Origin of the sequence: Pseudarthrobacter sp. B907, assembly GCF_040137805.1 — a bacterium.
In the GTDB taxonomy this organism is placed as follows: Bacteria; Actinomycetota; Actinomycetes; order Actinomycetales; family Micrococcaceae; genus Arthrobacter.
On record NZ_JBEEQE010000008.1, the window covers coordinates 140881 to 156586 of the forward strand.

At 61.4% G+C, this 15706-nt stretch carries 4 protein-coding genes and 1 pseudogene; all 5 read right to left on the bottom strand.

Translation table 11 applies throughout. The annotated features are described in order from the left end of the window. Window positions 1-1338 carry a BREX system ATP-binding protein BrxD gene (gene brxD / locus ABLI39_RS09360; protein WP_349413140.1) on the bottom strand — a complete coding sequence of 446 codons (1338 nt, stop codon included), beginning with the start codon at window positions 1336-1338 and terminating at the stop codon, window positions 1-3. After that, the gene (pglZ, locus tag ABLI39_RS09365) at window positions 1335-4025 is read right to left on the bottom strand and encodes a BREX-2 system phosphatase PglZ (RefSeq protein ID WP_349413141.1); all 2691 of its coding nucleotides are present in this window, start codon (window positions 4023-4025) and stop codon (window positions 1335-1337) included. Before pglZ ends, brxD begins: the two co-directional genes overlap by 4 nt. Next, on the bottom strand, window positions 4022-7774 hold the full coding sequence (locus tag ABLI39_RS09370; RefSeq protein ID WP_349413142.1) for a DUF6079 family protein: 3753 nt from the start codon (window positions 7772-7774) through the stop codon (window positions 4022-4024). Before ABLI39_RS09370 ends, pglZ begins: the two co-directional genes overlap by 4 nt. Beyond that, window positions 7771-11363, bottom strand: a pseudogene (gene pglX, locus ABLI39_RS09380) (BREX-2 system adenine-specific DNA-methyltransferase PglX). Before pglX ends, ABLI39_RS09370 begins: the two are co-directional and overlap by 4 nt. Next, window positions 11360-15586 (bottom strand): BREX system serine/threonine kinase PglW, encoded by a 4227-nt coding sequence (pglW, locus tag ABLI39_RS09385; protein ID WP_349413145.1) that lies wholly within the window; start codon window positions 15584-15586, stop codon window positions 11360-11362. The pseudogene pglX and the gene pglW overlap by 4 nt, the downstream one beginning before the upstream one ends. Between the last annotated feature and the right edge of the window lie 120 nt (window positions 15587-15706).

Consider the following 15706-nt stretch of genomic DNA (forward strand, 5'->3'; position numbering starts at 1 on the left):
TCAGATTTCGAGGTCGACGTCGTCAACGGACCGGTCGCGCAGGTCACCCATCTTCGAAGCAGCCCGTTCTGATTCACTAAGCTCGCCGGCTCCCACCGTGAGCGAATAGTCCCTCCGCGGATCGAAATCTGGAAACTGGTCGACGCGATCGAGGACATCACCCACGAGCTTCTTGACAAAGAGCCTCGGGGCCACTCCGGTCCGCCCTCCGAGCTCCCCTGAGATGGACCGGGCAAGCAGCTGAACATAAGCGTCGTCCACAATTGACATAATTCGTTCCGGTGTGTCACTGCCCTGGGCGTAGATGTCCCGGACTCTGGTTCCCAGTTCTACCAGAGACTCCTGGCTGAACCCGGCAAGCCTGATTTGGGCTGCGCGGGGGTTGTCAAAGCGACTGTCGGTGCTGAAATCAACGGCCAAACGCTGGGCGAGCGGCTGTAGCCGCTGCATGCCCTGAGAGCCGTCGTAGAACGCTGGCGTACCGGTAATGAGGATGTACAAGCCGGGAAAGCGCCCCGCATCCACTTCATCCACAAGTTGTCGGAGTGCATTCAATGACTTCTCGCGAACATCCGAGCGGACCCGTTGGAGTGTTTCCACTTCGTCCAGAACGATAACCAGGCCCTTGTATTCGCTATCCCTGAGCACTGTGAGCAGCCCCTGGAGCGAGCCCAGGGCCCCGAAGTGGTCAAGCTCGCCTCTAATCCCTGCCGTCCGTCGGACCGAGGCTGCGACATGCGGCTGGCCGCCCAGCCATCCAAGAAGGCCTTCTGCCTGACCCGCGTCAGCGGTGCTGAGTGCTTCGCGGTAGCCACGTAGGACTGCCGAAAAAGCTGGGGCCGTGCGCGTGACGGCTTCCAGCCGGCGTTCCATCAGTGTCAAGACCGCAGCGTCAAATGCCTCGGAGTCGTCGCGGGAGGCGGAACCGGCCGCCACCACATCCTGCTCGAGGGCAAAAAACCACCCATCTACGATCTCTCGCAGGGCGCTCGGTGTGAACTCGGATGTCGCGAGGTTCTCGGTCACGCGACGGTAGACGGTCTCCAGCCGGTGAAGGGGTGTCTCCGTCTCGGAGACTTGAATCTCGGCAGTTGCGAACCCCCGTTTCTTGGCCGCTTCGATGAGCCAGCGGGCAAAAAAGGTCTTTCCCGATCCGTATTCGCCGCGGACCGCCTTGAAGGCGGCACCGCCCGAGGCCACGGATTCGAGCTCCTGTGCGATGGCGAGGTCAAACTTCTCCAGCCCCACCGCCAGCACATCAAGACCCTGCTGCGGGACTGTGCCTCGGCGCAAAGCATCGACGACTTCGCGGCGTCGGCGCGGGCTGATGTCAATCATCGGATAGCTCCGAGACCGAATTGTTCAGCCATCAGACCACCATCCAGAACGACTGTGACACCGTCGCTGTCCTGAGTCAGGACTTGATAGCCTTCGACGTTGAGAAGGCGCCGCAGCGCTGCCAACTCACTAGTCAGTTCCGCCACGGATACTCCACCGGCGCTTGCTAGCGAGTCCCTGTGGATTCGCCCGCTGTATTTCGCGAGGACAGAGAGGAGGTCGCCAACGCGAGAGTCTGAGAGCGCTCGGCGTCCGGCGCGGGTCCTCTGCTGCCCGTACATTTCGCTGCGGATGAGCTCTGGAATCCAGGCCCCGGGCGCCGCGGTCGCGGGTTCAGCCGCCGACTCCAGCCCGAATTGGAAGAGAGGTTGTTCCTGTCGCGGCCCTGCAGACCTGGCCTTCCTGGAAGCTCTCGGGCGAGTCTGTTCGTCGCCTGCAACTTGCGTGCGGACGGGGTCGTTCCACCAGCTGGGCATCTGGGGCGGAGCGGCGCGCCAACCCTTGGGAGCGGGGGCCCCTGCACGGTTAAGAACCACTACGGGGACTATCATTTCTGCCAGTGTGCAGCCCCCGTGATAGCCGGCCTGCTTCTGTGAATACCGGAGGTCCTCAACAATCGGTAGCACCGCAGAGCGACCGGGTGCCAGCACCCGTCTTCCCGAGAGCTGCACCTCATCGGCAGCTGGCGGTCCGGAGCTTGTTGGACGCCACCGGGCCCCTGCCTCTGCCACGGGCCGGTACTCGCTACCACGTTCGACGACGTGCCCGTGATCGGATGTCAGGATCAACGTCCGTCCAGCCACGGCGGCTGCCTGTAGAAGATCCCCCAGGTGTTGGATGTTGTTCAGCGCCCAGGTTGTTCCGCCTGGATCGTGTTTCGCGAGTGCATCGTCAATGGTGTTGAGAACGACGCCGACCATCGGCTTTCGGTGGTCGTTGAGGCCCGCGATCAGATCGCTGGGCAATCGTGCGCCGGCCGGCGCACGGAGATCGTCCTTGTGGAACAACGGCGCCCCGAAAAGGCGCTTCTCGTCTGCTTGCTGGCCGGCCTGAAGTTGACCGGCAAACAGCGACGTCCTGGAGAAAGTCGTCACGGACGGAATGACGGACAAAACACCCCGCCGTGTGTGGCCATTCCCTTCGTGGTCTGCGACCAATTCCTGCCACCCTGAATGAACCACGTCTTCGACGATCGAATTCGCGGTGGCCGCGCTCATGCCGTCGAGAACGATTAGCAGGCAGCTCGTCGTTGCAGCGAGCGGGTGGGCGACTTGAGGAAGGATGTCCTCCGTCCCGGGCGCGGTGTCAACAGGCGGCCCTGCTAACTCGTCGGCGATTCTCCGGGCTAATTGCAGGTCCCGCAGACGCCGGCGCTCTTGGACCATGTCCAGGACTGCGGCGTAGGCTGCGGCATTGGCTTCGAAATTGGATCCAGCCCAGACAGCCGCGGCAGCCCGGTCCACCCAGCTGCCGTCGGTCACGTGGAGCGAGACGCAATCATTGAGCGTCTGCGTCGCTGGCTCGTCCGAAGACAACCAGCGGATGAGCCGAACCACCATACGAGCGGCCAAAACTTCTCCTGTGGCGCCAGCCGCGAGCTGGTGGCCCAAAAGGTCCCCGAGCATGCCTTCGATACGCGGCAAATCCAGGGAAGCGAAGTCAGTCCCCGTCAGAGCATCCGCCAGTTGTCCTGCTCTTGCGGTGAATCCGGCGGGGAGCAGATCGGATCTTGAGGCGCCCTCAGCCCAGCCGATGTCCGCGAGCCACGTTTCGGCTTGTTGCATCACGGCGGCGACTAGTGAGTCTCCTGAGAGGCTCATTCGAAGCAGTGCCTGCCGTGTAACCGAGGCGAACGCGCGTGCTTCTCCAGAGGCGATCGGAGAACCACCGAAGAATCGTTCTGCACGGGTTCTTGCAGCGATTTGATCCGCCGCCGGCTGACCGACGCCTGCAGCGTCAGGCCACAGAACGTCCAGCGCGATTCCGAAGGCCAGGACAGAGATCTTGCTTCCGGAAGATGCAACCAGCGCGAGCTTGGCCGCGTCGCCTAAGCTTCGGCCGGCCCATGCAACTAGCGCGGCTCTGAGTTCAGCGCTGACGCCTGTCCACCTGGCCCGTGGTTCCGGGAGATCCAAAGCCATGAGAAGGCGTGTTTCGTCGATCGCGTCGTTGACGTCAAGTCCGAGTGCAGCTGCGAGGAGGCCGCCCATCGCCAGATCCACAGTGACTATTCCGGAGGGTGCTTTCGGCCAGCCCCCTGCCGGGCGGAGGGAGATGAGGCTTTGGGGGAGCCAGTTGCCGTACTCGCGCAGCTGGGAGTCGAACGATACCGCGCTGAAGAGCTCAGGAACCGTCGACCACTCGTCCAGATGAATGACCCGCTGACCCCGCGCAGGAATCGTGACTGCGTCCCCCAGGTCCTCCTCCGTTACGTCTGTGAGAATAATCAGGCCATCGCTGTCAGGCAGGTCTGCAATGGCTTCCAGTGCTGCAAGCTGCGACACTGCCGTACGGATCCGGATTGCCACGCCAGGAGCTTGGATAGTAGGGGGCCCCTGCCACACCGGGCGCGCGGCAATGAGCATGAGGCGCCCTTCTTCCGGGGACCGCGCCAGCCGCTGAGCGTATTCCTCAATGATCTGCGGTGAGGCTACCCGTAGGGGTGATCCAGTGTCAGAGACGGTCACTCAATCCACCACTTCACATGAACGGTCTTACCAGGGTTCTGATTCATCGCCCGTTTGAGCTCCAGCTCGAATTGGCCGAGGTCCGCGTTTATGCCATTCAAGATGAGATCGACCGCATTGATCTTGGCCAGAGTCCCCTCATCGTTGGAATCGACTGGTTTGGACGGTTCGGTCGCGGGTTTGTGTGGCTCGGGAGTCTGTTCCCGATCCTCAGAGCGGGTCGGTTCGACCTGCTCCGGCCGCGCCGTGGTAGCCGGAGGGCTTACGGGTGGCTGGCGCATAAGGATGTTAAGGGCAGCCGCCTGGGCTCCAGCAATTGCCGGCGCCAGCGGGGCATGCAGTTCGTCCGCCGCTGTTGCCGTCTGCATGGTTTCCAGAACGCGGACCCATTCGGACTCAGATCGTTCTGTGAGCTGATTCAGCATCTTCCACTCTGCAGCACGGAGAGCGGTCAAGACCGCACTCGCACTGGCAAGGGACGTTCCTAGGGCCTGCGGCTCATCGGGGATAGCAGCTGCAGCGAAGGCCCGAATCAGCGAAGTGTCATTCGCTTCACTTGCCAGGGCAGCGGTCAAGACCGAAGCCCCTTCAGCAGTTCTCAGCCGGTCGCCGGACGGCCGAGGGGTTGCCGCGTTGAGCCCCAGGGTTTTGGCGTGCCGCTGAAGCTCTTCGACGAGCCGGTGAGCATTCGCCCGGGCGTCTGATGCTGCCTGCCGGATCTGACGTGCCAGCCGGCTCACGCCTTGGGCGCTCAGACGGGGCTCGGCGGGAATCCCAAAGACAAGTGGTGCCCGGCGGTTTGCAGTCGTCCAATCCTCTGCGGATGGGAGGTCAGGCGTCCTGAGCGACATGTCGGACGTGATGCTGCCGACGGTGGGTGCAGACGGCAGCGGGGCCTGGGCACGGAACCATTGCCGGTCCTCGAGTAAGGACCAAGCCAGAATCAGGAGATCACCCACTTCGGTCGACACCCCATAGTCCTCAAGATGTGAGCGGAGGTTCGGTATGTTGACGTCAAGTGGTTCGGCGGCCGCCCACTTGGTGAAGTTCTCCATCCATCCAAAGTTGGATGAGTTCAGCGAGTAGACGCTTTCCCTCGGCTCACCGAGGTGAAGGGGCATGGCGACGCGGCGAAGCGTCGCAGCTTTGGATCGTTCAATTCCGTCCAGGCGGCCGCCTTTGGAGATGCAGTCCTCAACCAGGGATGCCACGACCAAGAGTTCCGTCTTCCTGATTTCTGTTTCGCTCGGCTCGAATAGCGGGTGTTTCGGGTGCAGATAAGTCAGGGCTTGGCCCAACGCGAGGTTGAGACCGCCGCGCAGATCGGCCGCCACCGGCAGTTGAATCTCGAGTCCGGGGAACAGGCTTGTGAATACCGAATCCGCAGTGATGACGGCGTCCACGTCGTCGGCCGTCGCTGTGTCAATGCCGTAGGCCTGAAGGAGTGCGCCCTTGAGACGTTCCTTGATGTTGGCGCGTTGGCTTTCCAGCTGACGTTTTGCGATCGGTCGGTCGGATACGGGCAAGTTGCTGGCGTTCGCTTCGAATTGCTCGCCAGAGCCTTTGAGGAGATGCTCCAGTAGGACGAGTCGGCCGACGTCGTTTAGCCGTGCCGCCGAGAGGAAATGGGGAACCCAAGCAATGGTTCGGGATTCCAGCCCGGCGTCCCGGAGCTGTGCCAGCCGATTCAAGTCCTCCTGGGCGCTGTGGTTCCCCGAGTCGAAGGGGACGTCGATGACGACTTTCCAACGATCACCATCTGCCCGTAGGGCATCGTCTGGGAGGGCAGACGCATCGCGGATGTTTCCGAAAACGACGTCAACTGACCGCTTGGTTCCGCGCCACACGTGCGTGAACTCGCGGGTCGACATCAGTCCGACGGCGGGCGGGAGGCCGATAAACTCACTCACCAGGTTGCGCAGCACCGCCTGCCGGGCTCCTTCGGTGTCCTCGTTTTGCACCCGGTCAACCACGGAGTCATAGTCCACGCCCGAGAGGCTGACACTGAGGACCGGGTCTGAAGAAGAACCGGCAACGTTGATTTCGCCGAACTCACCGGACCAGTCCCGGACCTTTTGGAGCACTGCAGTGGCTTCCTGCCCCGGAATAAAGCTCTTGATGGTGCCATAGTTCAACGCTGCCAGCTTTGCTGCTGTGAGGTTCTGCAAGGAGGGCGTCCCGGGGACGATCTCGGCCACCAGGAGCGTCTTGGCAAGTCGATCTTCCGCAACGAAGGCGTGCGTCCGGGGGACTGCCGCCGCCTCCGTTTCCGTGAGTCCGTGTTTCGAGAGAAGGTACGGACGCAGCTTGTTGAGGTAGAAATCGGCAGCAATCTGAAAGAGCTTCTCGATGTCTGAGCTGAGAGGCTTCTTGTCGCTCAACACCACGGATTCGAACAGATCGCCGACCGGGATGACGTCTGTCACCAGCAGCTGCTCGCGTCCCGCACTGAGTAGCTCGCCCATGACCTTGAGGGCGGTTCTTTCACGCTGCAGCAGCGAGGACAACGCTACAAGAGCGTCAATGAGCGCGGGCGAGAACGGGTAGACAAGTTCAAAGTCCACGGCACTGGACCCGGCTTCATCCGACAACAAGTGCCGCATTGCCCCAGGATTGGCCTTCACACTCGCCGTTGCGTTAGCGAGAGCACGGGACCCTTCATCGGACATCGGCTGCAGAAGCCGTTGGTTTACGATCCGGGGGAGGTCCGCCGCTTTGAGGGTTATCGCCTCGAACCGGTCCTCCCACCATGAAAAGCTTTGGCCAATGGCTTCGCGTTCGGCCCCAATCGCCGTACTTCCGAGGAAGTCCTTGAGATCGCGCTGCCGCGCGACGAATGAGATCAGAGGAATAGTGAGAGAACCTGCTCCTGTTTCCACGAGCTTGGCTACCTTGGATGTTTCCGACTGAATGAAGTCATTGTTCCCGAGATGCTGAGCAAGCCAGAGGACGAGCTCGTCCAGGAACAATACGACTCCGTCGTAGCCAAGCCCGTGGGCGTGCTCGGTCATGGCCCGGAGCCCGCTGCTGATGTCCAGCCATCGGCCGGTGTTCTCGTAGCTCTTAAAAAGCGTGGCTATCAGGTCCTGGGCCAGCCGGTTGCGGTCAGCGCTCCCGACAGGATCCAGCAAGGCTGCGTCGAACCTCTCCCCGTCCCAGCTGGCAGCGAAGTCACCCCAGCCGCTGCTGGTCTTCGAGTTGCTGTTGAGAATCCGGAAGAAGTGCCCGTCTCCGAGCTCTTTCCTCATGTTGGCAGCGTCGGTGAAAAGCTCGTCGCTGCGGTGCAGAACGGCGGCGGGCGCTTCGGGATGAAGCTTTCGGGTCTGATCCAGATAGCCCCGAAACAACGCGCTTTCGAAGTTCTCTGCCCCGAGCAGGTGGTAATCGACGGCCAGGAGTTTCTTTGACAGGAGGCCCTGACGTGCAGCGACGCTGGACTGGAGATTAGCTAGCTGGCGGGCACGGAGATTCCCGGCCAACAACAGGTGCAACACGGCCATGAAGTGGCTCTTACCCGCACCGAACGAACCGTGGACAAATGCGCCGTTGCTGCGCCCGCTCACGACGGAGCGTTCGACGAGCCCCAACGCATCATCGAAGGACTTCGCAAGGGAATCCGTCACAACGTATTCGCCGAGAGTCTTTTCGGCGGCCTCCACACCGCTGTGAAGCTGAAGAACATAGTCCGCCGCGTCAACGTGCGTGGGAATATCAATGACGTCTTTCAGCAGGCTGATGCTCGTGTTCATGCCTGAGTCTCCTGATCTTCGTTGCTTGCGATATTACGACGGCGCCCACGCGCCGTGGACGCGGCAGGCCGCCACTGCTTCAGGTCCGCTCGCGTCAACGCCAGCCGCGACAGGTATCCATCCAACATCCCGGTGATGGCTGAAGCGGGGCTTGAGCCGATCGCCGGGTCCACGTCCGCGTGCCATTGAGTCACCCATGGTTCGAGTTCGTGGAGGCCTGCCAGCAGGGGTGTCAGCTGCTCCTGCACAGCACCTTCTGCGTCGAGCTCGGCGATGGCCCTGGCAAGCGCCAGGGCAGCAGCTGCGTGGTCCCAGCCTGCCCAACCGAACACGGGCGTGGTATCGCCGCCGCGCAGGAGGCCAGGGTAGGAGATGAACCGTTCCTTGGGGACATCAAGCTTTCCGCGCGCCTGCCAGAAGCTGGTCTTCTGGAAGTCGACCGGCTTGTATTTGGGCGGTACGGGGATGTCGACCTTTTCTCCGGCGTCCTCACGTCGCTGCAACTCCCACACAGCTTGCCAGCCGCGGAAGTGCGTCAGGCCGGATTCCTTATAGCGGAGCTGAGCCAGGTACGGCACAGCCTCCTCCGACAGCAGCGATGTCAGGCAGGTACGAGCTCGATGTGGGAGGATCCGGCCAGAACCTGAAGTGCTTCTATGAGGACAGCGTCGTGCCGAGCAATGTCCGCCAACTGGGCCACCGACTTGCAGGCGGAACCTTGGGGGTCCGACCAGAGTGTCGCTGCTTCCAGCCGGTCCAGGACGAGTTCACTCAGCGCCTTGTGCTGCTGGGTATCCCAGGCTTCTGTGGCCCAGCGGCGTTTGAACTCCGGGCGTTCGAGCAGGTTGATTTGGGGATTGCTTTTAATCTCCTGGAGACGGCGCTCGACCAAGTCCTTGTAGTCCCCGGGCCATGTGGCGGGGATCGAAGTCTGAGGAGTCGTGTCGTGGCGCGCAAACCATGCAGTTTCTTCGATACCAGCTGCCTGTCGCTGCGCGAGCAGCAACTCGAAGGTCCTGGTGCCTCGGTCAAGACCGTTGATGTGGGTTCCCTTATAGGTCAGGTCGGCGGCTACCAGCCCGTAGGCGCTGTAGGCCTGCCAATCAAGTTCCTCTTGTTCGAAAATCATCCGTTGATTTGTTGCCTGCCAGGATTCTCTAGCTATTGCCAGTTCGCTGGCAAGCGATATTCCAGAGTGATCGCGGGAGAATTTCCGAACTGTTGACTGAGCCGAGTTGTCTCCAAGAGCCGACGCCAGGGCGTCGAGTGTTCGTCCGCGTGCGGTGAGGCGATTTGCGGGCAGAGGAAAATCTTGAAGTTTTGTGCCCGTGAACTCATACCGAGGCTCCCAGTCCTCGTCGCCGATGCCTCCGCCGATGCCTCCATTACCTTTGTTGTGGCAAACCTGTTTGAGCCAGAAGCAGGCTGTTGACGAATTGAGAATGGCGAGGAGACCGAGATGCTGTTCTTCTGTTGCGTCGGCAGGTAACTTGATCACTGGGGCCGAACGGTTGAAGACCTTGCCGCCGCGGTCCAAGACGAAGTGGTTGTGTGTCGCCACGAACGCGAAGGCAATGAGCATCGAGGCGTCGAGCCTGGGCCAATGGGGGAGGATGTATTCTCCCCACCACTTTCCCTGGTCTTCCCTAGTTCGGCCAAAAGCCAAGCCGTTGCGTAGGTTAGTTCGGAAGGGCCAGAAGACCGTTTCCGCTGCCATGGCCTCCGCGGCCGGATAGGGGAAGACTGCGAGATCGGCTCCCTTTAGTTGGAAGTCACGAACTTGATCGCCCTCTACGAATCGCCGGGTTGCTGCATTAGAGCCACGCAAAGGACCGGTCCTCCGCCGACGAACGTAAACGTCGTCATCGCCAGTAATCGCGGCAAATCCAATTGAATCCACTACAGAAGACAAGAGGACGGAGGCTGAAATCTCAATTCTTTGCAGAGTCTCCGACGAGGCGCCACCAGAAAGCGACCACGGATAGGAATGGAACACGGCTCGCTCTGGACTGGCCACGGTCACAAACTTGCCACTGAACGCTTCGTCGCCGACATGATCCACAATCTCGCTCCAGACCAGCCCCTTGGACGGTTCTATCGGCTGGCCAGGCTCGCCCCGAACTCCCAAGACTGCGCGCAGCTTACCTCCAATAGGTGCGCGCCTTCGCCCCACGAGAATCACTGTGGGGGTGCCGTGACCGGGAATGTAGGCCCCGGAGGTGTCGATGATGTGCGTGAGATCGACAGGGTTCGAGACGGTCTTTCCGGAAAGTAAGTCCTGGATCAGCTTCTTACCAAATTCCCGCTTCATAAAGGAATTGGACGTGATCTGTCCTACGTGGCCCGCGGCGGTCTCGGAGGACCCCCGGATCGCGAGGCGGAAGAAGAGCTCCATAAACGGGACGGAGAGGGCGTACTTGCCGGCGCAAGTCTCATATGCCTGGCGGTACCACTCATTGAGGGCCTTGTCCTTAACAGTGATGTATGGAGGGTTTCCAACCACGACGTGGTAGGTGCCCGGCGTGAGGATTCCCTTGTAGTCGGCGAAGTCCTCGGAGGCGTACGCGTACGGCTCCTGGGAGTCTTCGAAGAGGTCACCTTGGCGCCCTTGTTCGCCGATCAGCGAGTCCCCCACAGCCAAGTGGTAGGCGAAAGCTGGCGCTGTGACCAGTGACGACTCGCCGCACGCACGAAGAGCAGCCACAGTAAGTCGGAATCTGGCGATTGCCACCGCGAAAGGGTTCAAGTCGACACCGTGGATCGAATCCAGAGCGTTCTGGACCCGCTGACGCTTGGAAAGGCCAGGGTTGTCGGTTTCCCATTCGTGGTGGAGGCGCTCAAAAGCTCCGAGCAGGAAGTGTCCGCTTCCACAGGTTGGGTCAATCAATTTGAGCCCGACGATGCCAAACTCATTAATGGCTGGAGTGAGTGTCTGGTCGAGGATGAACTCTTCGATGAAGTCGGGGGTCTGCAGCAGCGCAAACGTCTTCTTAGCGTAGTCGGACAGATCCTGGTAGAGGTCTCCCAGGAATCGCGTTCCGAAATCTGGATCCGTGAACTCGTGAACGAGCGTGCCGTCGTCGTCCGTTTGGCGCCAGAACTTCAGTAGCGCGCTGGCTGACTCGGCACTGATGGGTGCCCGCCAAACGAGATTGTGCTGTCGGTCAACAAGTGCCCGTCCGGCAGGCAGGTCTGCCAGGGCGCCAAACGCTGTCCGGAGCCAGTCCCGGGCGTTGTCGGTAGGTCTGCTGGCGTAGTGAGCCATCTCGGCCTCGGAGGCGCGTTGGACGCGATCAGCTGGCCCGGCAATCCAAAGATCGTTCAGAAGAGCGTTGTCCTCACAAAAGCGGATGAAGACGCTGGCGACGATCCAGGCCACTGCGGCCTGGGATACTTCGCCGTCGAGCCAGTCATCGAAGGTGCGGGCCGTGCGCGCGTGCTCGCGGGCGTGCAAGTGCTCTTCGCGGAGCTCCTTGGCCCATCTTTCAGATTCGTCCCCGGAAGGGTTCGTAGCCTCGCTGCGGAGATCGGACTCCAGAAGCTTTACTTGCTTCTTAAGATCTGCGAGAAGAAGCTTGGAATCGATCACGGGATGTCCTTTCCGGACGACATAGTGCTTGCACGTTTATTAAGGGCCGAGGCGAGTCCCGGGGAAACATCAACAAATCCGTCCGGGCCCATAGGGGGGACATGACCGTCGGAAGAGGGTGCGTTTGCTGATCCACGCTTAGGTGCCATGACCCAACGCGCGGCTGGGCGCGCTACTGACATGTCAAAAAGCTGGGCCACCTCGGCGCCAAAACCAAACTTGATCAGAGGTCCGATGTTGGTCAGCAGCAGGGGCTCGGGATCTGCCGCCAGCCCCGACCATAGCGGCGCGACAGCCATTCGCACCAGCTGGGCCAAGTTGGCATGATCCGACGGTGAAGCAGCTTTGGCGTCTGCCAAGAGAACAACATCCCAATCAACGTTCTTGGACCGGGCTGTCGAGCGGACGGCTTTGAGAACCTCCGCCGAAACGTCCACGCGCTTCAACCCGAAAAGCTCAGACAAGGACTTGGCCGTGTTGATGAAGTCCTTGGGGCGGACGCCGAGAGTGACCGCAGATTTCCTGGAAAGTGACTGGGCCAGCTGCCGCTCTATATCGAGAATTTGCGCGGACGACAGCTTAGTGTGCGTCGTGGACCCGGCCGCGGAGCCAAAATCGGACCGCTCCAGCCTCGTATAGCTTCCGTCCCGCCACCGCATGCCGGGCATGGCTGCCTCGATGAGTCTGTCCAGACCGGGGCGCGGCGGCAATTCCCTGACGGTCGGAAAGCGCGAGGTCACACGTTTCTGCGCGCTCGATTCGCTAAGCTCACGCACGACGACGTCCCGAAGCGTGAATTCGAGAGCCTTCTCCGCCGGCAGCGACTTCGCGTAGAGCTCACCACGTCCCGACAGGGCACAGTTTCGGGACGCAGCGACGGCCAGACGCAGAATTCTGTCGTCAGGGAGTGCCACATCTTTGTCCAACTCACGCAAGGCTGGCCGGACAGCAGCGGCAGGCAGCAAGTTGAACGTCTCATCCTTCGAATCGATGAGGGAATCCACTTTTGCAGCCAAAGCCTGGGCGAGCACCAACAATGACTCGGGATCGGTGGATTGTCCGCCTTCGGTAACGACCGGTGCCGCGATCAGGATCCGTCCGCTGGGGCCGAGCCGCCGCTGGGCCCAGATGGCATTGGATGATCTCGTCTCCAGCTCGACGACGGCGCGGACGAGTCCTTGCGCCAGCCGCGTACGGTCGTTCCCGGTCGAGGACGAGCCGTGGGAAATCAAGAGCGCCGAGGCAAGCTCGGTGAGTTCGGCGACGCCGCCTTCGGCCGTCAGGATGCCTTGTACCTCATTCTTGGCGTCGGCTAGGGCTTGGCCTCGCTGCCAGCGGGTGGCGGCCGCGGCAACAATCTGAGACACCCTGCCGCTGCTGACACCGCTCAGCCCCGCCACTTGGGAGATTGTAGGCCATGCTGCGTCTGAGGCGATGAGCTCGGCCGGGTCCCCGCCTGGGCGCGGGGTCCGGATGCCGAGGAGCAAGCGAAGGACGAAAACCTCGGTCCCGTTCGCTTTGTTCGGCGCAGGCACCAGGCTCCCGAGAAGGGTGTCGATGCTTCTGTCGAGATTCCCTGGTGTTCGAGGAGCAGCTGCTGTCCCAGCGGTCAACAGCCGGGACTTCCATTCCCGGATACGGCGTTGGATTTCCTTCCGAGTCTTTTCGCCTTGCCCGCGAATTGAGTTGACCTGCATCGGTGAGGTGCCAACGAGCTCGCCGACAGTGGCAACTCCGAGCCTGTTAAGGGCGGAAAGCGCGCGGGCAGTCAGGCCGGCGTCGGCAAGCGGGGTATCAAGCACCGCTGCCGACGACGCGTCCTCGCGGGAAGCGTCATCGGCGTCGTCTCCGTCCGTGGCCTCGTCCAGCGAGCGGAAGACCGCGGACCAGCCAGAGGCCATCGAGTGGATATCAGAGAAGCGTGCAGAGACCACGGGAGCCAATGCAGACCGGAAGAAGTCCGCCAGTTGACCGGCGATGGCCGACTCGAAGGACTGCGGCACCAGGACGACTTCGTCGGAAGAGCTGCTGGGTCCTGCATCCCCGTCGCGCCACCAGGGCAGTGATCCTGTGGCCATCTCAAAGAGTGTGACAGCCACGGCGTAGAGCTCCGCCGCTTTGTCGTATTGCCTGCGCTTCGGCGGACCGAGGTAGGGATCCAGGTAGCCTCGCGTGCCGGACCCGATCATGGCAAGCGGTTCGCGCGCCAGCGACAGGTCGAACAGGACCAGTCGGGGCTTCCGCGTAGAGGAATCCCGAACAATTCCCAGGTTGGCCGGTTTAATATCGCGGTGGTAGATCCCCAGCGAATCGAGATATGCCACGGAGGCAAAGAGATCGGCACCGTAACTCTCCAGCTGTTCAATCGTGGCCCGGCCCTCCGACTGAATCCTAAGGGCCAAGGTCTCGTCTCCGGCATCCGTCAAGAGCAACGCCGTTTGACCGTCAACTTTGAGCGGCCCTTCGATCAGACGGACCAACCTGGGGCTGTCCAACGATGCGAGCACATCGGCTTCCTCGCGGAGGCGCACCGCAGCAGCGTCATCCCTGGAAACCTTGAGGATCAGTCCTTCTCGGCCCGTTTCGTAGTCGTCCACCTGGAACACGGTTCCGGTGGACCCACTTCCGCGTCGACCCTTCACCTCGAAACGGTCTCCGATCATCTGGCCGGTAGAGGCTTCCTGCGGCGTGCTGGCCTTGGGACGGTTGTTTGGGTCCGGCCGAGTTAACATCTCAACGGCAGCATCCAGCTCTTTGAGGAAGGTATCAATGCTCGGTGTTCGGTCGGCCTCCGCCTGTTTTGTCGCCGCGAGGACCAGCTCAACGAACGGCCCCTCCAACGCGCCGATGGCGCCGAGGTCCAGGCCGGAGTGATTGGCAAAGATTTCCTGGAGTTCCGCCAAGCTAGTCGCCGGAGGACGCCCGCTGAGGATGAGGAACGACAGCGCACCGAGTCCGTAAACATCCAAGGGGATGGGCGGTAGCTCAGAACGGGCGGTCAGGGTCTCGGGTGCCAGGTAGACCCAGCCCTCAGCACTTATGAGGTTTTGCGGCTCGACGTTGCCGAGGGACGTCTTCGACTGCGTCCGGGCGGCCGAAGTGGAGCTGAGGGACTTCGACCCTGTGAACCAGTCACGTATGGATACATGAAGGCCCGATTTGGATTCCCGGACGAAGACCTGTCGGGGCGTCAGAGCACGATGAGCCAGGCGCCGGGAATGAGCGAACTGGAGGATTTCGCCAATTTCACGGATAAGGCTGATCTTCTCATCGATGCCGAGCTCGCCGGAGCGCCGCTGGATGAAATCGCCCAAGGCGATTTCGCCGTCGTCGTGATCAAAGACCAAAGCCGGTCCGGAATCCGTCGCCAGGTAGTCCAGCGGTGTTGTTATTCCGCTGTGCGATATCCCGTGGGTGAGCGCATATTCGCGCTTCGCTGAGAGTTCGATTTCATTCCGGACCTCAGCGGATGCGCCGGGGGGAAGGTCGAACAAGCGGATGCGACGGATGGCTTTGATAGCCGGGTGGACGGCCCGAACGTCCTGCCAGTGGGGCCCTTCGCCCAGGGGATCGGCCTTTTCCAGGGAGTACTGCCCGACGAAGCGGGACTTTGGGGTCGGTTTGAGACCGGCCGCTTGAATCAGCGCCAGGATCTTCTTCGCGCGGTTGAAGTCGATAAGGTCGTATTGATTGGTGACCGGCGCTTTCAGGAAATCGCTGACGGAACGGTTCTTGAGCCCTGCTACCTTGTAGCCGTCGAGCGCCCAGACTCCTGTGGCGCCGAGTTCGTCGAGCTGAACTACTGAGTCCTGGCCGTGGAGGACGACCAACGGCCGGACAAACGGCACGTTCTTAGCGGCCGCAGTGTTGGGAGCTGTCAGCCTGAGCAGTCCGGCCAAGCGCTTGGCTTTACTGTCCGTTAAGATGAAGGGATTGGGGCGGACGCTCCTGGCGCCCATGGCGCTCGTCAGAGTCCAGTTCTGTTGGTCACCAGTTAACGTTCCGTGCCAGCCCTTGAGCTCAACGACGAACAGCCCCTGCTGCGTCAAGAGCAGTACGTCGACTTCATTGGTGCGGCCCGTGGCATCGATGAACGTCAAATTCGACCACGCGAAAGTGACCGAATCGTTGGGCAGCAGAGACTTGAACTTGTCTAGCGCGGCACGCTCCGCAGGGGTCGCTGCATCGCCGAGTTCAAACCAATGATTGGAATCCCAATCCAACGCTTACCCCCTGGAACGCGACCTTGTAGACACGGCAGCACAGACTTGTGCAGCCGGGCCGGCTCTATGTATTACTCGAAGCTCGTTCGATCCTATCGACCTTCCGACCGGTTGACTGCA